We start from the raw sequence: 18,857 nt of genomic DNA, 5'->3' as shown, positions 1-18,857 counted from the left end.
AGCGCAACCTTTACACCGCGCAGGCAATGTCGCCCCGGGAGGACGCCGTGCTGAGCACCATGCAGGACGTACCGCTTTTGATCTCGAGGATCCTGACCCACGGGTCGACGATCCACGGGACATCGCAGGTGACCACCTGGACCGGTGAGGACGAGCCGCACCGCCGCTCCTTCGCGGAGATCGGCGCCCGCGCGGCCCAGCTGGCCCACGCGCTGAGGGAGGACCTCGGCGTCACCGGCGACGAGCGCGTCGCGACCCTCGCCTGGAACAACGCGGAACATGTCGAGGCCTACTTCGCGATCCCGTCCATGGGCGCGGTCCTCCACACCCTGAACCTCCGCCTCCCGCCCGAGCAACTGGCCTGGATCGTCAACCACGCCGCCGACCGCGTGATCATCGCCAACGGTTCGCTGCTCCCGCTGCTCGCCCCGTTGCTGCCGCACCTGAAGCCGGTCGAGCACGTGGTCGTCACGGGCCCCGGAGACCGCTCGCTCCTCGCCGACGCGGCCGTCCGCGTCCACGAGTACGAGGACCTGATCGCCGGCAAGCCGACCTCGTACGACTGGCCCGAGCTGGACGAACGCCAGGCCGCCGCCATGTGCTACACCTCCGGCACCACCGGCGACCCCAAGGGCGTGGTCTACAGCCACCGCTCCATCTATCTGCACTCCATGCAGGTCAACATGGCCCAGTCGATGGGTCTCACCGACCAGGACACCTCCCTGGTCGTGGTGCCCCAGTTCCACGTGAACGCCTGGGGCCTGCCGCACGCGACCTTCATGACCGGCGTGAACATGCTGATGCCGGACCGCTTCCTCCAGCCGGCCCCGCTCGCCGCGATGATCGAGGGCGAGAAGCCGACCCACGCCGCCGCCGTCCCGACCATCTGGCAGGGCCTGCTCGCCGAGCTGACGGCCAACCCCCGTGACGTCTCCTCCCTCGGCCAGGTCACCATCGGCGGCTCGGCCTGCCCACCCTCGCTGATGGAGGCCTTCGACAAGCTGGGCATGCGGGTCTGCCACGCCTGGGGCATGACGGAGACGTCCCCGCTGGGCACGATCGCCCGTCCGCCGGCCGGTGTGGCCGGCACGGAGGAGGAGTTCGCCTACCGCCTCACCCAGGGCCGCTTCCCGGCCGGCGTCGAGGCCCGCCTGACCGGCCCCGGCGGCGAACGACTCCCCTGGGACGGCGAGTCCGCCGGCGAGCTGGAGGTGCGCGGCCCCTGGATCGCGGGCGCCTACTACAACGGCCCCGACGCCGAACCCCTCCGCCCGGCCGACAAGTTCAGCGAGGACGGCTGGCTCAAGACGGGCGACGTCGGCACCATCTCCGCCGACGGCTACCTCACCCTCACCGACCGGGCCAAGGACGTCATCAAGTCCGGCGGCGAGTGGATCTCGTCGGTGGAGCTGGAGAACGCGCTGATGTCCCACCCGGACGTCGCCGAGGCGGCCGTCGTCGCAGTCCCCGACGACAAGTGGGGCGAGCGCCCCCTGGCCACGGTCGTCCTCAAGGAGGGCTCCACCGCCACCTTCGAGACCCTGCGCGGCTTCCTCGCCGACGAGGGCAAGATCGCCAAGTGGCAGCTGCCCGAACGCTGGACGATCATCGAGTCGGTCCCGAAGACGAGCGTCGGAAAGTTCGACAAGAAGGTGCTGCGCAGGCAGTACGCGGAGGGGGAGCTGGACGTCACGTCCCTCGGCTGACCGGCCGACCCGTGGTGAGCCCCTGGCTGCGGCCGGGGGCTCCTTCGTACCCGCGTGCAGCATGCGCCGGTGCCGGGCACGGCCGACATACCGGAGACCCCGGGCCAGGCCGCCGTGAAGCGGGCGAGCGGGACCTCCGGCTGGCCCGCTGCGCGGTTCCCTCGGCCCTCCTCCGCGGCCCCGGTACCCGGGATCGGTCGCCCAGGTCACGACTTGGTTTCACCTTCGCTGGATTGGCTGAGTTCGGCCACGAGCAGCTGCAGCAGTCCGGGACAACTCTCCTCGATGTCCGTCCTGAGCAGCCTCAGTGTGCTTCCGTTTCCGTGATCACGCTGCACTACCAGGCCCGCCTCCCGCAGAACCCGGAAGTGGTGAGTACGTGTGGCCTTCTTCACCGGTAGGTCGAACGACCCGCAGGCGCGCTCCTGATCCTCGGGATGGGCCGCGAGTTCGGCGATCACCTTCCGCCGGGAGTCGTCCGCGAGCGCGGCGAACACTTTGCCAAGGTCCACGATCCTCCTTCAGGTACGACTTGCATCGTACCTAGATGCGCGGCTAGCTTCCCAGGTATGAACATCGTCATACCTGATGAGGGAAACGGCCCCATCGGCATCTACGGATTCGCCCGCCCCCGCCCGGAACGCGCCGAGGAGCTGGAACGTCTGCTGCTCTCCTTCGTCGAGCCGACTCGTGCCGAGCCGGGCGCCTGGCAGTACCAGGTGCACCGCGACGCCTCCGACCCCACCACGCTGGTCTTCTACGAGCTGTGGCGTTCCGGGGACGATCTCCGCAATCACCTTGCCCGGCCCGACCTTGTCCGGTTTCAGAAGACTCGCATGGACTACCTGCGCGAGGACCTGGAGATCCACTGGTTGACCCCTCTCACCGCGAACGCTGTGACCCCATCCCCACAGCAGGATGCGTAGCTCGGTCTCTTCCCGGATACGCAGGCCGCCCATGCCGTGACAGTGAAGGCTCGCCGAGTCGAAGACCCGGACGTGGACCTTCGCCGCCCCAGGCGTAGTCGCCACCTCCTCACCTCACCGTCGCGGCCGGCTCACCCCCCACCCCAGCACCAGCCACAGCCCCGCCACCCCGCACACCCCGCCCCAGCCGAAGTGGCTGAAGGCGGCCCCGGCGAGAGCGGAGGCGGTGGCGCCGCCCGCGAAACCGGCGACCACATAGGCGGTGTTCGCGGTGGCCGGGGTGGATGTGGCGGTCAGGGCGAGGGTCTGGTTGGCGACATGGGAGGCGACCAGCGCCGCGTGCACGGCGATCGCGGCGGCGAACAGCGCCCAGAGCACATGACCGCCCAGCCAGAACAGCGGCACGGAGACGGCGGCGATCAGGTACGCCGACCGTACGACCCTGGCGGCGCCGAACCGGTCCACCAGCCCGCCCGCCAGCGGCGCCACCGCACTCGCGGTCAGTCCGAACAGCCCGAACAGCCCGGCGGTAGCGGTGGACAGCCCGTACTCCGGCCCGGTCAGCAGCAAGGCCAGCGAGGTCCACAACGCGCTCCACGCACCGAACATCCCGGCCTGCCGCACACACGCCCGCCACAGCTCCGGCGAGCTCCGCAGCACCGACGGCAGCGCGACGAGCCCCGCGAACAGCGGGCCTTCCCGGCGCCGCCCCGACGGCAGGACCACCGCGGTCGCGAGCCCCAGGACGAGGGTGAGCACGGCCGCGCCCGCGAACACCCACCGCCAGCCGAAGGCCTGCCCGGCCAGCCCGCCCAGGACCCGGGCCGCGACGATGCCGGTGAACAGGCCCGCGATGACGGCCGCGACATGCCGGGCACGCCGCTCGGCGGGCGCCCGCTCGGCGACCAGCGGGACGAGCAGCTGCGGGATGACGGTCGCCGCCGAGGCGATGAACATCGCGACCGCGAGGGCGGCGGCGCCCGGGGCGACCGCACTGGTGGCCAGTGCGAGGGCGGTGACGAGCGTGAGCCCGGCGACCAGCCGGCGCCGGTTCGCGCGGTCGCCGAGCGGGGCGAAGAACAGCAGGCCGACCGCGTAGCCGAACTGGGCGACCGAGGCGATCCAGGCGATGGCCGAGGGCGCCGAGCCGAAGTCGCGGGCCATGAGCGGCAGCAGCGGCGCGGCGAGGTAGATGTTGGCGGCCGTGACCGCGCTGCACGCGGCGAGCAGCGTGAGGAAGAGGCCGGGGGCGGGGGGACGGGCCTGCCGCACAGGGGCGGTGGCACGGGCTGTGGTGGTGGTCGCTGACGGCATGGGAGGGGGACTCCTTGGAGTCGACTCTAGCAACTAACTGGTTGGTTGGCTGATGGAGGAACAGTCTGAGCCGCCCCGCCATTCCTGTCAACCAAACAGTTGGTTACCCGGCGCGCTACCCTCTCCCCATGGCAGCAAGGGACCCCGAGGCCACCAAGGCCCGGATCTTCGAGGCGGCGGTCGCCGAGTTCGCCCGGCACGGCATCGCCGGCGCCCGCATCGACCGCATCGCCGGCGAGGCGAAGGCCAACAAGCAGCTCATCTACGCCTACTTCGGCAACAAGGCGGAGCTGTTCGCGATCGTCCTCGAGAAGAAGATGCTCCACCTCGCCGAGGCCGTCCCCGTCGACCCGGACGACATCGAGGGCTGGGTCGACCGCCTGATGGACTACCACGCCGCCCACCCGGAGCTGCTGCGCCTGCTCTTCTGGGAGGGCCTGGAGTACGGAAGCACCGAGCTGCCCCACGAGTCCGACCGCCAGGAGCACTACGCCCGCAAGGTCGCCGCCCTCCAGGAGGGCCAGGCCCGGGGAGCCGTCACCGACGCGATCCCGGCCGCCGACCTGCTGTTCCTGCTGACCGCCCTGGCCAACTGGACCGCCGTCGTCCCGCAGATGCGGCGCATCCTGGTCGGCCAGGGGGAGCCGGACCGGGACCGCCTGCGGGCGTCGGTGAAGGAGGCCGCGCGCCGGCTGACGGCACGCTAGGGGGTGTCCGCAAAGTCCCGCCTGCCCTCCGGGCGAACGGCGCGACTTTGCGGACACCCCCTAGGACCTGCCGGCCGCCGCTAGTTGGTGCCGATCCGGCTGAGCAGCTCGACGATCCTGGACTGCACCTCGGAACTGGTGGACCGCTCAGCGAGGAACAGCACCGTTTCCCCGGAGGCCAGCCGCGGCAGGTCGGCCTGGTCGACGGCGGCGGTGTAGACGACGAGCGGGGTGCGGTTGAGCTGCCCGTTCGCCCGCAGCCAGTCGATGATCCCGGCGAAGCCCTCCTGCCGCCGCTGCACCTGCAGCAGGTCCATCACGACCAGGTTCGGCCGGAACTGCCCCGCCAGCATCACCGCGTCCGCGTCACTCGCGGCCCGCGCGACCTGCATGCCGCGCCGCTCCAGGGCCGCCGTCAGCGCCAGCGCGATCTCCGCGTGCTCCTCGATCAGCAGAACCCGCGGCGGGTGCTGCTCACTGTCGCGCGGCGCCAGCGCCTTCAGCAGCACGGCCGGATCGGCACCGTACGCCGCGTCCCGCGAGGCCTGTCCGAGCCCGGCCGTGACGAGGACGGGCACCTCGGCGGCCACGGCGGCCTGCCGCAGCGACTGCAGCGCCGTACGCGTGATCGGCCCGGTCAGCGGGTCGACGAACAGCGCGGCGGGGAAGGCCGCGATCTGCGCGTCGACCTCCTCGCGCGAGTGCACGATCACCGGCCGGTAGCCGCGGTCGCTCAGCGCCTGCTGCGTGCTGACGTCCGGCGCCGGCCACACCAGCAGCCGCCGCGGGTTGTCCAGCGGCTCGGGCGGCAGCTCGTCGTCCATCGGCTGCGGCCGCGGCGGATCGGCCACCTCGACCGCCCCGCCGGGCCCGTCCAGCGGCTCGGGCCCCTCGGCGGCGTTCTCGTCCGGTGCGCCTATGGCGTACGACCGTCCACCGCCCTCGGTCATCTGTGCGAGCCGCGACTGACCGGCGAGGGACGGCTGCGCCGGGGCGGTGGCCGGGGCGGGGATCTGCGCGGCCACCGGCGGCGGTGTGTGCTCGGCCGCCGGATGCGGCCGCGCGGCCTGCTCCGGACGGGGCGCCTGTTCCGCAGGACGCGGCTGTCCCTGCTCCGGGCGAGCCGCCTGGTCCGTACGCGTCGCCGGGTCGGGCGGCGTACCGAGCTTGCGGCGCCGGCCTGAGCCGCCCGGCTGGTGCGGGGGAGGCGTCGCCGACTGCTGCGGGGCGGACTGCGGGCCGGGTACGGCCGACGGCCGCTGGACCTGGGCCGCCTGCCGGTTGAACGGCACGCCCTGCCCCAGCGTCCGCACGCTGATCGCCCGCCCCTGCGTGGAGTTCGGATCGACGGGCGCCGCGGCCTCGGCGGGCAACGGCTGAGCCGCCCGTGGCGCACCCTCCGGCGGCAGTGGGGTGCCCGGAGCGGGGGTGTTCGGCTGCGGGGCCCGGGGCGGCGTGCCGTTCGGGTGCGCGGGATGTGCGGCACCGGCCCCCGACGTGTCGTCGGCGGCGGGCCAGGGCTGGGCACCGGGCTGCAGGGCGTCAGGCTGCTGAGACGCGGTTCCCTGAGCGGGCGTGCCCTGGGGTGGGGTGCCCTGCCCGGGAACGGCCTCCGCGGGGAGCGGCCGGCCGGCGGAGGGCTGCTGCCCCGGGGCGGCGACGCCCTGCTGCGGCAGGGGCTGCGCCGGGGCCTGAGGCTGGAGGGCGTAAGCCGGGAGGGCCGCCTGCACACTCTGCCCGAGCCCACCCGGAGCGGGGACGGACACGCCCTGCGGAGGTACGGCGACGCCTTGCGGCTGCTGGGTGCCCTGCGGGACGTTCCCCTGGGGAGGTACGGCGTTGCCCTGCGCGGCGACCGGCACGCCCTGCGGCGGCACGGCCGTACCCGGAGGGACCGGGGAAGCGGCAACGCCGGCCTGGACGGGCGCGGCCTGCCCCGGCGGAACCTGACCGGTGGCGTCCTGCTGCGCGGGAACACCGTGCGCGGTACCGGCGGGCACGGAAGCGGTAGCCACGGGACCTGCGGCCGGCACGGCAGCCGCAGGCACGGAACCCGCAGGCACGGAACCCGCAGGCACCGGACCCGTATGGTCGGCACTCCCCGGCACCTGCGCTGCGGCCCCCTCGGCCGGCTGCGGCGCCGCGACGGCCCGGCGACGGCGGCCGGTCGGCGCGCTGGTCGGATGCGACTGCGGCGGAGTGTGATCGGCAGACTGGTCATGCGGAACGGCGTCGTGCCGCCCCTCCTCGACCACCCCGTCACCGGCGGCAGCCGCACCGGGGACCGCCACGGCTCCCTGCGCCTGAACCGGCACCTGCCCCTGAACCGGCACCTGCCCCTGAACCGGCACCTGCCCCTGGGCGGGCATACCACCCGGCGCCCCCGAAGGAACGTCGGCGACCTGCCGCCCCTGGTCGGCCTGCGCCTCCTGCGGGGCCGGGGCCGGGGCCGGAGCCGGAGTCTGGTCTGCCTCGGCCGGCGGCAGCGCGAACACGGGACGCGGCCCGGCCGCCTCCTGCGCGGCGGCCGCCCGTTCGTTGGCGGCGGCCAGCGCACGCCGCCGGCGCCCGGTCGGCTGCTGCGCCTGCCCCTGATCCGTATCGGCCGAACCGGCGGCCTCACCGCCGGACGACGGCGCGGGCAGCGCCGGCGGCAACGCGGCCTGCTCACCGGGTTCACTCCGGGACCGCCGCCCGGCCGGCGCCGGCACGCCCTGCGGCGGCACGGTCCCGCCCAGCCCCGTGTTCGAGGCGGCGGCTCCCGCCGCATGCTCGGCGGCCGTCACCACGGCCCCCTCGGCGACACCCTGGACGGCACTGCCGACGGCACCCGCACCGGCGTCCCCGGCCGCGCGCCGCCGCCGCCCGGTACCGCCCGACGCGGCGCCCTCACCGGACGCCTGTGCCGGCAGGGCGGCCTGTTCCCCGGCGGCCCGCCGCCTGCGCCGCCCGGTGGGCGCGGCCCCGTCGGCTCCGGGACCACCGGCCCCGTCGCCCTCTCCACCCGGAACGTTCTCGTCCAGGAAGGCGTCGGTGGTGGCCCGCCGTGCCCGGCGCCGCCCCCCACCGGAGGTCTGCTCATCGCGGTCGACGAGGGCGAGCGCGGCGGACTCGTTCACCGGCTGGGCGGCGACGGCCCCGGCCCCGCCCCCGATCGGCACCTCGAGGACGTACGCGCTCCCGCTCATCCCCGGCACGTCGTGCGTCTGCAGCACGCCGCCATGGGCCCGGACGATCCCGCGCACGATGGGCTCGTGCACGGTGTCGCCACCGGCGTACGGCCCGCGCACCTCGATGCGGACGACCTCGCCGCGCTGCGCCGCCGCCACCACGACGGTGTTGTCCAGGTAACCGCCCGCCGACACCGGCGTGTTGCCGGTCGCGTCGACCCCCGCCACGTCCGCGACGAGATGCGCGAGGGCGGTCGCGAGCAGCCGGGGATCGACCTCGGCCTCGATGGGCGGCGCGTGCACGGCGAACTGCACCCGGCCGGGCCCGATCAGCTCGACGGCCCCGTCGACACCGGCGGCGACGACGGCGTCGAGCATCACCTTCGTACGGGACACGTTCTCGCTGCCCGCGTCGAGCCGCTGGTACCCGAGGACGTTGTCGATCAGCGTCGTGATGCGCGCGTAGCCGGCCGACAGGTGGTGCAGCACCTGGTTGGCCTCGGGCCACAGCTGCCCGGCGTCGTCGGCGGCCAGCGCGGCCAGCTCGCGGCGCAGCTCCTCCAGCGGGCCGCGCAGCGACCGGCCGAGCAGGGTCAGCAACTGCTCGTGGCGGGCGGCGAGCGCCTCGAACCGGTCCTTCTCCCGCTCCCCGAGCGCGGCATACCGCTCCTCGTTCGCGGCGAGTTCCTCGGCGTGCCGCTCGGTCAGCTCCTCCAGCTCGGTGACGTGCTGCTGGCGCAGCGCGGTGAGCTCGGAGGCGTGCTCCTCGGCGATCCGCTCCAGTTCCTCGGCGTGGCGCTTCTCCGCCGCTTCCTTCTCCTCGACCACGGCGTCGTACGGCCGCCGGTCGGTGAAGGTCATCACGGCGCCGACGAGCTGGTCGCCGTCGCGCACGGGCGCGGTCGTCAGGTCGACCGGCACCTTGCCGCCGTCCTTGGCGTACAGCACCTGCCCGCGCACCCGGTGCTTGCGCCCGGAGCGCAGGGTGTCGGCGAGCGGCGAGTCCTCGTACGGGAAGGGCGAGCCGTCGGCGCGGGAATGCAGCACGAGATCGTGCAGTTCGCGGCCGCCGAGATCGCTGGCCCGGAATCCCAGTATCTGGGCGGCGGCCGGATTGACGAGGACGATCCGCCCGTCGGTGTCGGTGCCGACGACGCCCTCGGCCGCGGCCCGCAGGATCATCTCGGTCTGCCGCTGCGAGCGCGCGAGCTCGGCCTCGGTGTCCACGGTCCCGGACAGGTCACGCACGACGAGCATGAGCAGCTCGTCGCCGGTGTAGCCGTAACCGTCATAGGCCTGCTGGCCGTTCTCCAGATTCGCACTGGTGACCTCGACGGGGAACTCGGTCCCGTCGGTCCTGCGCGCGATCATCCGGGTCGGCTTGGTCCGGGCATGCGGATCGAGGTGCTCCGGGCGCCGCATGGAGCCGGGAATGAGCTTGGAGTCGAACTGCGGCAGCAGGTCGAGCAGCCCGCGCCCCACCAGAGCGGTCCCCGGGGTCTCGAAGGCCTCCAGGGCGATGGTGTTGGCGTTGACGACCGTGCCGTTGGCGTTGACCAGCACCAACGCGTCGGGAAGCGCGTCCAGTATGGCTGCGAGGCGAGCAGCGCCTCGGGATGGCCTGCTGCTCACGAGACGCTTCCTCCCTGTTACCGCACCTTGCCGACCGCTCGGGCCATCTTGCCAACCGTCCCGCGGCGTGTCACGCGAGGGAGTGTAAGGGTTGCGGTTGCGCTCGCGACGCCGGATGAGAGCGAGGTCGCACGAGGAAGTGACCCCGAACTGACGACCGAGTAACCGTCACACGCCCGCCCTCCTGCGACGACGTCGCGGGACCTTCGCGGGACCTTTACGACGGCGGCGTTTCTGTACCTTTCGGCCGGGCGGCGTGATGGGGACGGAAAGTGGCGCAAAGGGGAGCTGCGGGGCGCCGGTCAGGTCAACGGTTCGGCGCCCCGGCGGCCTGCCCCACCTTCCGTGCGGGCCGGACGGCTCAGGTCTTGGCGCCCACGCTCGGCAGAAGCGGCACGAGCCGGTCCCAGCGGGAGATCTGGCAGCCGTCGCGGCGGTCGTACGTGGCGTCGACGGGGCGTCCGGCCCAGGTGCCGGTGACGTGCGCGGTGGCCGGCCCTCCGTACTGCATGGTGCAGAAACCGCCCTTCGGCGCGGGCGCGAAGACGTCCTGCCCCCACCGCGTGTCCCGCTCCAGGGCGGCACAGGCGCCGCGCGGGTCGGGGTGGCTGCCGCCGTCGGGGCCGCAGTACAGCTCGAACGTTCCGTCCGCCCCGCCGCCGGCGTTGCGCACGGTGACGGTGAGGTGATCGCGGTCCGGGCCGCCGGGCTTCGTCGGGGACAGCAGGCCGATCCCGCCGGCCTGGGCATAGGCGGCCGGCGACACCGCGGTCAGTGACCCGGCGGCGGCGACGGAGGCGGCGGCACCGACGAGGAGGCGCCGCAGGAGGGGGCGGGCGGTGGCCCGGGAAGTGGCACGCAACATGCCCTGCTAACGCGACACGGCCGCGGATGTTGCGCGCGGCCACGCGAGTGGGGGGTCGCCACGGGCCTGACAAGGCCTTTGCCCTGCGCCCTTCCCGCCTAGTACCGTGGGGGTCGATTGGTGACAGCACGCTCGACTGTGTCATCATCGGCACGCACCGCTCGCGCTCGCGCGGGAGTGATGCTGGAGGCGTCGCCTAGTCCGGTCTATGGCGCCGCACTGCTAATGCGGTTTGGGCCTTAAAGCCCATCGAGGGTTCAAATCCCTCCGCCTCCGCACTTGATCACGAAGCCCCGGTCACCCGACCGGGGCTTCGCTGTCGTTGCCCCCTGCGAGTGCGTCCGGAAGTGCCGTTTTCGCAGCTCACAAGGGGTGCGGCTAACGGATTTCACATGGCGGCGGCAGTCATGTAATGTTCTTCCTGTCGCCGCGAGCGAGCCGAAAGGCCCGAGAGCGGCGAAAAAACAGAACAAGCACTCGTAGCTTAACGGATAGAGCATCTGACTACGGATCAGAAGGTTGCAGGTTCGAATCCTGCCGAGTGCACAGCAGAGTTCAGAGGCCCCGGAGAGATCCGGGGCCTCTGGCGTTCCCGGGGCCGCCACCGGTTCCTCTCGGCGACCGCCGGGCGCGTTCAGTCGGGGCGGCAGTGTTCCTCCAGGTAGGTGGCCGCCAGCGTGCTCGCGCGGGTGAACCAGTCGTGCAGGACCGCGATCTCGTCCGGGGAGTAGTCCGCGAACAGGTCTGTGAGACGGGCGTAGTAGGGCTCGTAGACCTCTCGGACGCGGGCGACCGCCTCGGGCTGGGCCGCTACGCGGATGCGGCGGCGGTCCGTGGGGTCGGGGCGGCGGGTGATGTAGCCGGCGCGCTCCAGGCGGTTGAGGATTCCGGTGACCGCGCCGGTGGTGACGTGGACGCGGGCCGCCAGGTCGCCTGCCGTGGGGTGGTTCTCGCCGGCCTCGATGACGTAGGCGAAGCAGGTGAGGTCGGTCACACTCAGGCCCACCTGTTGGGCGATCTCATGCTGTCCGACCAGGTGAGTCGCGATGAGCTGGTCCATCGCCGACAGTGCCTGCTCCGGCGTGGCGGCCGGACGCGGCTTGGCTTGCATTCCCAGATCCCTTAGTTCGTGAGATGTTTGGGTCGTAAAAGTCTTAGCAGGTGAGGGGTTCGGCGAGTCGGAGTCCTCGGGTGCGAGGGAGCAGCACGTGAGTGCACATCAGTATGACCACGGGCACACGGTCGCCGGGTGGGTCGGATTCGGCATCGCCAGCGTCGGGGCCGGTGTGGCGGGGCTCGGGGTCTGCACCGTCTCCGGCGTGCTGATCGCCGGCGGGCTGGCGATCGGGGTCGTGAGTCTGCTCGTCACCTGGGCCCTGCATCTGTCCGGGTGGGGAAAGGGGCCGGGGCTGCGGCCCCGGGCGGAGTGGGGCTGGCGCGTGCGCGACTCGGCGGCGCCCGGCGGGCACGAGGAGTGCCTGGGGTGCCGGCTGGCCGGGCGGGGCCGGCGTGCCGGGCGGGCGGTGGCGCCGGTCATGCCCCTTCAGCGGGAGGGCGAGCCGGAGACCGTCGCCGCCGTCGGCGCCGACTCCGTGCGCTGACGTCGTTCCGCGTCGGCCGCGCGCCGTTGTCAGTGGTGCCGCCTACTCTCGGCAGTGATGGCACAGGCATGGAAGTGCTCGGGGCTGCGGTGGTCGGCCGACGGTCCCGTGCTGCTGTGGGACGGTGGGCGGCGCACTGCGCTGACCTGGGGGAAACGCGTGGCCTTCGGGGTCGCGGAGGGGGGTGTGCGTACGTGTGTGGGGGCTCGGGGGCATGCGTGCCCGGTGGGCGCGGTCGTGCCCGGGCGGAGCACGGGAGCGCGGTGCGAGGAGTGTGCGCGCCTGGACCGGGCGCACTCCGTGGCGGCGGACACCATCGCCGACGATCCCCGGCCGTACCACGTATATCTGGCGTGGTTCGGACCCGGCATGGTCAAGGTCGGGATCACGGCGCAGGAGCGGGGTTCCGCCCGGCTGCTGGAGCAGGGGGCCGTCTGTTTCAGCTGGCTCGGTGTCGGTCCGCTCATGGCCGCGCGGCGTACGGAAGAGCTGCTCAGGGCCGCCCTGCGGGTGCCCGACCGGATCCCGTACGCCGAGAAGCGGGCCGTCCGGTCCGCGCTGCCGGAGGTCGCCGCCGACCGGGCGCGTGAGGTCGCCGAGCTGCACGAACGGGCGGTCGCGCTCCCCGCGTGGCCGGAGTCGCTCGTGCGGGAGCCGCTGGAGGTCGTCGATCATCTCGGGGTGTTCGGGCTCGCGGGGGTGCCCGTCGCCGTCGGGGGCGTGAGCGAGCTCGTCGCCGGGGGCGCGGTCGGCGGGGAGCTGGTCGCGGCCGCCGGGCCCGATCTGCATCTGGCCACCGGGGGCGGGGTCGTCGTGCTCGATACGCGGTTGATGACCGGGTGGGGGCTGGTGCCCACCACGGGAGGCGAACTGACCGTGCCGGTAAGGCAGTTCAGGGAGGCGGCGGGCGTGCAGGACGGCTTGTTCTGACCCGTCCGGCCTTCCCGGGCGTTCCCTGAGAAGCGCCTGTGTGTTTCTCAGAGAAATCACAGGTTGCCGAAAGTGTGTTCTCAGAGGTCCCCGACATCGTGTTCACATGACCACGACCTCGCCCCAGGGGCGCACCGAACTGCTCAGGCCGGACGGGAGCCCCGTCCGCGTGCTTGTGGTGGACGACGAGCTGTCGATCACCGAGCTGCTGTCCATGGCCCTGCGCTATGAGGGATGGCAGATCCGGAGTGCCGGTGACGGCACGGGCGCGATCCAGACCGCGCGCGACTTCCGGCCCGACGCCGTCGTCCTCGACATGATGCTGCCCGACATGGACGGGCTGGCCGTGCTCGGGCGGCTGCGCCGCGAACTGCCGGACGTGCCCGTGCTGTTCCTGACCGCCAAGGACGCCGTCGAGGACCGGATCGCCGGGCTCACGGCGGGCGGCGACGACTACGTCACCAAGCCGTTCAGCCTGGAGGAGGTCGTCGCGCGGCTGCGCGGGCTGATACGGCGCTCCGGTGCCGCCGACCGGCGCTCGGACTCCATGCTGGTCGTCGGCGATCTCACCCTCGACGAGGACAGTCACGAGGTGACCCGGGCCGGGGACAACATCCACCTGACCGCGACCGAGTTCGAGCTGCTGCGGTTCCTGATGCGCAATCCGCGGCGCGTGCTCAGCAAGGCGCAGATCCTCGACCGGGTGTGGTCGTACGACTTCGGCGGCCAGGCCAACGTCGTCGAGCTCTACATCTCCTATCTGCGGCGGAAGATCGACGCCGGACGCGAGCCGATGATCCACACGCGGCGCGGGGCCGGGTACCTGATCAAACCCGCGGCGTCATGAGCGGACGACGACGGCAGCGTACGCAGCAGCGGGCGGGCGGGCAGCGAGCACGCAAGCCGCGCACACTGCGGACGCGGCTCGTCGTCGCGTCCGTGGTGCTGATCGCCGTCGTGTGCACGGTGATCGGAACGGTGACGACACTCGCCCTCAGTTCACATTTGTACGAGCAGTTGGACGGGCAGCTCGACGCCGCCGCGTCCAGGGCCGCGCTCAGCCCACCCCGGGAGCCCGGCGAGGACGGGGCCGGCGGACTCGCGAAGAAGGAGGAGAGCCTCACCGACTTCGTCACGAGAGGGCCGCAGCCGGGCGGTACGGTCGCCGCCAGGATCGAGGGCGGCCGGATCACGGAGTCCGCGTACGGCGTCTCCGAAGACAACTACCAGATGAGCGCGCGGTCGCTGAATTCCGCCCAGAGAGCCGCCCTCGCTTCCGTGCCACAGGCCGAGGGAGCGCCGAGAACCGTCGACATCCCCGGCCTCGGTGAGTACCGGGTCGAGTACAAGAGCGGCGACAAGGGCAGCTACTACGTGGCCATCCCGACCACGGACGTCACCAACACCATCAACACCCTCATCCTGGTCGAGATCAGCGTCACCGGCGCCGGTCTCGCCGCTGCCGGTCTCGCCGGTTCCGTGCTGGTCGGCGTGGCCACCCGCCCCCTGCGCCGCGTCGCCGCCACCGCCACCCGCGTCTCCGAACTGCCCCTGCACAGCGGCGAGGTGAACCTCAGCGAGCGCGTCCCCGACTCCGAGACCGATCCGCACACCGAGGTCGGCCGGGTCGGCGCCGCGCTCAACCGGATGCTGGACCACGTCCACGGGGCGCTGCACGCACGGCAGCAGAGCGAGACGCGCGTCAGACAGTTCGTCGCCGACGCCAGTCACGAGCTGCGCACCCCGCTCGCCTCCATCCGCGGGTACGCCGAACTCACCCGGCGCGGCAGGGAGCAGGTCGGGCCCGACACCCGGCACGCCCTGAGCCGGATCGAGTCCGAGGCCGGCCGGATGACCCTCCTCGTCGAGGACCTGCTGCTGCTCGCCCGGCTCGACGCCGGACGGCCGCTCCAGTTCGAGCAGACCGACCTCGTCCCGCTCGTCGTGGACACCATCAGTGACGCCCGTGCGGCCGGCCAGGACCACACCTGGCGGCTCGACCTGCCCGACGAGCCCGCGCTCGTGTCGGCGGACGCGGCCCGGCTCCAACAGGTGCTCGTCAACCTGCTCGGCAACGCGCGCAACCACACCCCGCCCGGGACGACCGTCACCGCGCGGGTCCAGCGGCGTGACCGATGGCTGTGCGTGGAGGTCGAGGACAACGGGCAGGGCATTCCCGCCGAGTTGCTCCCGCACGTCTTCGAGCGGTTCGCGCGGGGCGACTCCGCGCGCACCCGCGCGACCGGCTCGACCGGTCTCGGCCTCGCGATCGTGCAGGCCGTGGCGACCGCCCACGGCGGTGCCGTGACGGTCGACAGCGTGCCCGGGCGGACCGTGTTCACGGTGCACCTGCCCGCGCTGCCGCCCCAGCCGCAGCCGGACATGACCTGGCAGTCTCACTCACAGGCACGCCACAGCGTCACCACATGGGCACAACAGGGCGCCTGACGACAGTCGGTTCCATGCGAACCGACACTTCTCCCGGCACCCTGCCGGCGCGGGAGCACCTCCCGGCCGCACCAGCCGGTACGCCTGTCCTGGACGTAGTGATCCCTGTCTACAACGAGGAGAAGGACCTCCAGCCGTGCGTCCGCAGACTGCACGAGCATCTCGACCGGACGTTCCCGTACGCGTTCCGCATCACGATCGCGGACAACGCCTCCACGGACACCACCCCGCAGGTGGCCGGGCGGCTGGCGGCGGAGATCCCCGAGGTCACCGTCTTCCGCCTGGAGCAGAAGGGCCGCGGCCGGGCCCTGCGGGCCGTCTGGTCGGCCTCGGACGCCCCGGTCCTCGCCTACATGGACGTGGACCTGTCCACCGACCTCAACGCCCTGCTCCCGCTGGTGGCGCCGCTGATCTCCGGCCACTCGGACCTCGCGATCGGCTCCCGGCTGGCCCGCAGTTCGCGGGTGGTGCGCGGCCCCAGGCGGGAGTTCATCAGCCGGGTCTACAACCTCATCCTGCGCGGCTCGCTCCAGGCGCGGTTCTCCGACGCCCAGTGCGGCTTCAAGGCGATCCGCCGGGACGTGGCACAGGTGCTGCTGCCCCTCGTCGAGGACACCGGCTGGTTCTTCGACACCGAGATGCTGGTGCTCGCCGAGCGCGCGGGCCTCAGAATCCACGAGGTGCCGGTCGACTGGGTCGACGACCCCGACTCGACCGTGCACATCGTCAAGACCGCGACCGACGACCTCAAGGGCGTGTGGCGGATCGGCAGGGCGCTGGCCACCGGCTCGCTGCCGCTGGACCGGCTCGCCCGGCCGTTCGGCGACGACCCGCGCGACCGTGACGTCAAGGACGTGCCGAAGGGACTGGCCCGCCAGCTCATCGGGTTCTGCGTGGTCGGCGCCCTGTCCACGCTCTTCTACCTGCTGCTCTACAGCGGCTTCCGGGTCTTCACCGGCTCCCAGGTCGCCAACGCCCTCGCCCTGCTGGTCTCGGCGGTCGCCAACACCGCGGCCAACCGGCGGCTCACCTTCGGGGTGCGCGGGCGCGGCGGGGCCGTACGGCACCAGGCGCAGGGCCTGGTCGTGTTCGGTATCGGGCTCGCCCTGACCAGCGGCTCGCTCGCGGCACTGAACGCGGCGACCTCCGAGCCCGCGCACTCCACCGAACTGGCCGTCCTCGTCGCGGCCAACCTCGCGGCGACCGTGCTGCGCTTCCTGCTCTTCCGGGCGTGGGTGTTCCCGGACCGGCGCGAGGACGACTCGCCGGTGCCCGCCCCGTACGACACCACTCAGTTCCGCGCCGGTGACGTCGCGGACTCCTGGCGGGACGCCACCGTGCAGCTGCTGCCCGTGCGCCCGCACGACACCGATGTGAGGGATTTCCGATGAGCGTCCACCACGACCAGCGGACCAGCGACGCAGTCACGCGTCCCGAGACCTGGACGCGTCCGCCCGCACCCCCGCCCTCCCCCGAGGCCGGTGAGCCCAGGCGGCCCCTGCCGCAGCGGCTGTGGCGCGGCCGGCCCGAGGACCCCCGCTGGTGCCGCCCGGCCTTCCTCGGATTGTTGTTCGCCACCGCCGCGCTCTACCTCTACAACCTGAGCGCCTCCGGCTACGCCAACTCCTTCTACTCGGCGGCCGTACAGGCGGGCAGCGAGTCCTGGAAGGCGTTCTTCTTCGGCTCGCTCGACGCGGCCAACGCCATCACCGTCGACAAGCCCCCGGCCGCCCTGTGGCCCATGGCCCTCTCCGTGCGGCTCTTCGGCCTCAGCTCCTGGGCGATCCTCGCGCCCGAGGTCCTCATGGGCGTCGGCACGGTGGCCGTCGTGTACGCGTCCGTACGGCGCCGGTTCAGCCCCGCGGCCGGACTGATCGCGGGCGCCGTGCTCGCCCTCACCCCCGTCGCGGCGCTGATGTTCCGCTTCAACAACCCCGACGCGATGCTGGCGCTGCTGATGGCGGCGGCCTGCTACCTCACCCTCCGTGCCCTGGAGGACGGCCGTACGAAGTGGCTGCTGTGGGCCGGTGCCGCGATCGGCTTCGCCTTCCTCGCCAAGACGCTCCAGGCCTTCCTGATCCTGCCGCCGCTCGCCCTCGTCCACGGCTTCTGCGCCCCGGTGCCGCTGAGGAAGCGCATCGGGCAGCTCGCCGCGGGGCTCGCCGCGATCGTCGTCTCCGGCGGCTGGTGGGTCGCGATCGTCGAGCTGTGGCCCGCCTCCTCCCGCCCGTACGTCGGAGGCTCGCAGAACAACAGCTTCCTGGAACTGACCTTCGGCTACAACGGCCTGGGCCGGCTCAACGGCGACGAGACCGGCAGCGTAGGAGGCGGCGGCGGGGGCGGGGGCGGTGGTGGCGCCTGGGGCGAGACCGGCTGGGACCGGTTGTTCGGCTCCTCCATCGGCGGCCAGATCTCCTGGCTGATCCCGGCCGCGCTGATCCTGCTCGTCGGGGGACTGGTGGTCACGCGCAAGGCTCGTCGGACCTCGGCGACCCGCGGCGCGTTCCTGGTGTGGGGCGGCGCGCTGCTCACCACCATGCTGGTCTTCAGCTACATGCAGGGCATCTTCCACGAGTACTACACGGTCGCCCTCGCCCCCTACATCGCCCCGCTGGTCGGCATGGGCGCGGCGCTGCTCTGGGAGAAGCGCGAGAAGGCGTGGGCGTCGCTGACCCTGGCCGCCGCGATGACGGTGACCGCCGCCTGGGGATACGTCCTGCTCAGCCGCTCCTCCGACTACCTGCCCTGGCTCGAGTGGCTCGTCCTGGTCGGCGGTCTGACGGCGGCGCTCGGCCTGATCTTCGCCGGGAGGCTGGGACGCCGACTGGCCCTGGGAGCGGCCGGGCTCGGTCTCGTCGCCGCGCTGGCCGGTCCGGCGGCGTACACCCTCACCACCGTGAACGAGGGGCACACCGGCTCGATCGTCACGGCGGGTCCGGCGGTCGCGGGCGGCCGCGGCGGACCGGGCGGTGGTGCCGGCCCCGGCGGGGGCGGCTTCCCCGGCGGCGGCCGGAACCAGCAGAACGGCAACGGCAACGCCCAGGGGCAGCAGGGCAACGGCTTCCCCGGCGGCGGCTTCCCGGGCGGCGGCCAGAACCGGCAGGGCCAGAATCAGCAGGGCCAGAACCAGCAGAACGGCGACGGCGGCCGTACGGGCGGCATGGGCGGTGGCGGCGTCGGCGGCCTGCTCAACGGCGCCGGCGTCAGCGCCGAGGCCAAGAAGCTGCTGGAGACCGACGCCGACCGGTACACGTGGGCCGCGGCGGCCATCGGCGCCCAGAACGCGGCGAGTTACCAGCTCTCCACCGGCGACCCGGTGATGGCCGTCGGCGGCTTCAACGGCACGGACCCGTCCCCGACGCCGGCCCAGTTCAAGAAGTACGTGGCGGACGGAAAGATCCACTACTTCATCGCCTCCGGCGGCATGGGCGGCAGCAGCGACGGCACGTCCTCCCGGATCACCTCCTGGGTCGAGGCCAACTTCAAGAAGGTCACGGTCGGTTCGAGCACCTTCTACGACCTCACGCAGAAGGCGAGCACCTGACATTCCCTGACCGG

General features: G+C 72.7%; 14 protein-coding genes and 2 tRNA genes. 11 read left to right on the top strand and 5 right to left on the bottom strand.

All coding sequences use genetic code 11. The features are described 5' to 3' along the window. Window positions 1-26 precede the first annotated feature (26 nt). A complete protein-coding gene (locus ACIRDU_RS12350; protein WP_403577659.1) occupies window positions 27-1,706 on the top strand; it encodes a long-chain fatty acid--CoA ligase in 1,680 nt (559 codons plus the stop codon). A gap of 206 nt (window positions 1,707-1,912) precedes the next feature. Here ACIRDU_RS12350 and ACIRDU_RS12345 read toward each other — a convergent pair whose 3' ends face one another. Next, window positions 1,913-2,218: an ArsR/SmtB family transcription factor gene (locus tag ACIRDU_RS12345; protein WP_403577656.1), complete on the bottom strand. Its 306-nt coding sequence runs from the start codon at window positions 2,216-2,218 to the stop codon at window positions 1,913-1,915. A gap of 57 nt (window positions 2,219-2,275) precedes the next feature. On the opposite strand from ACIRDU_RS12345, the gene ACIRDU_RS12340 reads away from it, so the two are divergent. Continuing rightward, window positions 2,276-2,632, top strand: a complete 357-nt coding sequence (locus ACIRDU_RS12340) for a putative quinol monooxygenase (protein ID WP_403577653.1) — start codon at window positions 2,276-2,278, stop codon at window positions 2,630-2,632. Between the two features lie 114 nt (window positions 2,633-2,746). Here the strand turns inward: ACIRDU_RS12340 and ACIRDU_RS12335 are convergent, their stop codons facing one another. Further along, a complete protein-coding gene (locus ACIRDU_RS12335) occupies window positions 2,747-3,946 on the bottom strand; it encodes an MFS transporter (RefSeq protein ID WP_403577650.1) in 1,200 nt (399 codons plus the stop codon). A 128-nt stretch (window positions 3,947-4,074) separates the two neighbouring features. Here ACIRDU_RS12335 and ACIRDU_RS12330 point away from each other — a divergent pair, with 128 nt between their 5' ends. Continuing rightward, window positions 4,075-4,653 carry a TetR family transcriptional regulator gene (locus ACIRDU_RS12330; RefSeq protein WP_403577647.1) on the top strand — a complete coding sequence of 193 codons (579 nt, stop codon included), beginning with the start codon at window positions 4,075-4,077 and terminating at the stop codon, window positions 4,651-4,653. Between the two features lie 80 nt (window positions 4,654-4,733). Here ACIRDU_RS12330 and ACIRDU_RS12325 read toward each other — a convergent pair whose 3' ends face one another. Then, on the bottom strand, window positions 4,734-9,455 hold the full coding sequence (locus ACIRDU_RS12325) for a PAS domain-containing protein (RefSeq protein WP_403577645.1): 4,722 nt from the start codon (window positions 9,453-9,455) through the stop codon (window positions 4,734-4,736). Between the two features lie 361 nt (window positions 9,456-9,816). Further along, a complete protein-coding gene (locus tag ACIRDU_RS12320) occupies window positions 9,817-10,320 on the bottom strand; it encodes an SSI family serine proteinase inhibitor (RefSeq protein ID WP_403577643.1) in 504 nt (167 codons plus the stop codon). 185 nt (window positions 10,321-10,505) lie between these two features. Between ACIRDU_RS12320 and ACIRDU_RS12315 the strand changes: the two genes are divergently transcribed. Further along, window positions 10,506-10,596 (top strand) — tRNA-Ser (locus tag ACIRDU_RS12315). 197 nt (window positions 10,597-10,793) lie between these two features. Further along, window positions 10,794-10,866: transfer RNA gene (locus ACIRDU_RS12310), tRNA-Arg, on the top strand. A gap of 88 nt (window positions 10,867-10,954) precedes the next feature. Here ACIRDU_RS12310 and ACIRDU_RS12305 read toward each other — a convergent pair. Beyond that, a complete protein-coding gene (locus tag ACIRDU_RS12305) occupies window positions 10,955-11,431 on the bottom strand; it encodes a MarR family winged helix-turn-helix transcriptional regulator (protein ID WP_403577640.1) in 477 nt (158 codons plus the stop codon). Between the two features lie 97 nt (window positions 11,432-11,528). Here ACIRDU_RS12305 and ACIRDU_RS12300 point away from each other — a divergent pair, with 97 nt between their 5' ends. The 6 genes from ACIRDU_RS12300 to ACIRDU_RS12275 all read left to right on the top strand — a co-directional run bounded on the left by ACIRDU_RS12300 (window position 11,529) and on the right by ACIRDU_RS12275 (window position 18,843). Further along, window positions 11,529-11,921 carry an HGxxPAAW family protein gene (locus tag ACIRDU_RS12300; protein WP_403577638.1) on the top strand — a complete coding sequence of 131 codons (393 nt, stop codon included), beginning with the start codon at window positions 11,529-11,531 and terminating at the stop codon, window positions 11,919-11,921. A 57-nt stretch (window positions 11,922-11,978) separates the two neighbouring features. After that, complete coding sequence (locus ACIRDU_RS12295) at window positions 11,979-12,851, top strand: DUF2797 domain-containing protein (protein ID WP_403577636.1); 873 nt, start codon at window positions 11,979-11,981, stop codon at window positions 12,849-12,851. 106 nt (window positions 12,852-12,957) lie between these two features. Beyond that, on the top strand, window positions 12,958-13,698 hold the full coding sequence (locus ACIRDU_RS12290) for a response regulator transcription factor (protein WP_350701939.1): 741 nt from the start codon (window positions 12,958-12,960) through the stop codon (window positions 13,696-13,698). Further along, a complete protein-coding gene (locus ACIRDU_RS12285; RefSeq protein ID WP_403577633.1) occupies window positions 13,695-15,299 on the top strand; it encodes a sensor histidine kinase in 1,605 nt (534 codons plus the stop codon). Before ACIRDU_RS12290 ends, ACIRDU_RS12285 begins: the two co-directional genes overlap by 4 nt. 14 nt (window positions 15,300-15,313) lie before the next feature. Further along, on the top strand, window positions 15,314-16,690 hold the full coding sequence (locus tag ACIRDU_RS12280; protein WP_403577630.1) for a glycosyltransferase: 1,377 nt from the start codon (window positions 15,314-15,316) through the stop codon (window positions 16,688-16,690). After that, a complete protein-coding gene (locus ACIRDU_RS12275; protein ID WP_403577627.1) occupies window positions 16,687-18,843 on the top strand; it encodes an ArnT family glycosyltransferase in 2,157 nt (718 codons plus the stop codon). Before ACIRDU_RS12280 ends, ACIRDU_RS12275 begins: the two co-directional genes overlap by 4 nt. The last annotated feature ends 14 nt before the right edge of the window (window positions 18,844-18,857 follow it).

This window comes from Streptomyces sp. NPDC093598, from assembly GCF_044764825.1.
Taxonomy (GTDB): Bacteria; Actinomycetota; Actinomycetes; order Streptomycetales; family Streptomycetaceae; genus Streptomyces.
Note: the sequence above shows the minus strand (reverse complement) of the source record. Positions and strands in the feature narration are given on the sequence as shown.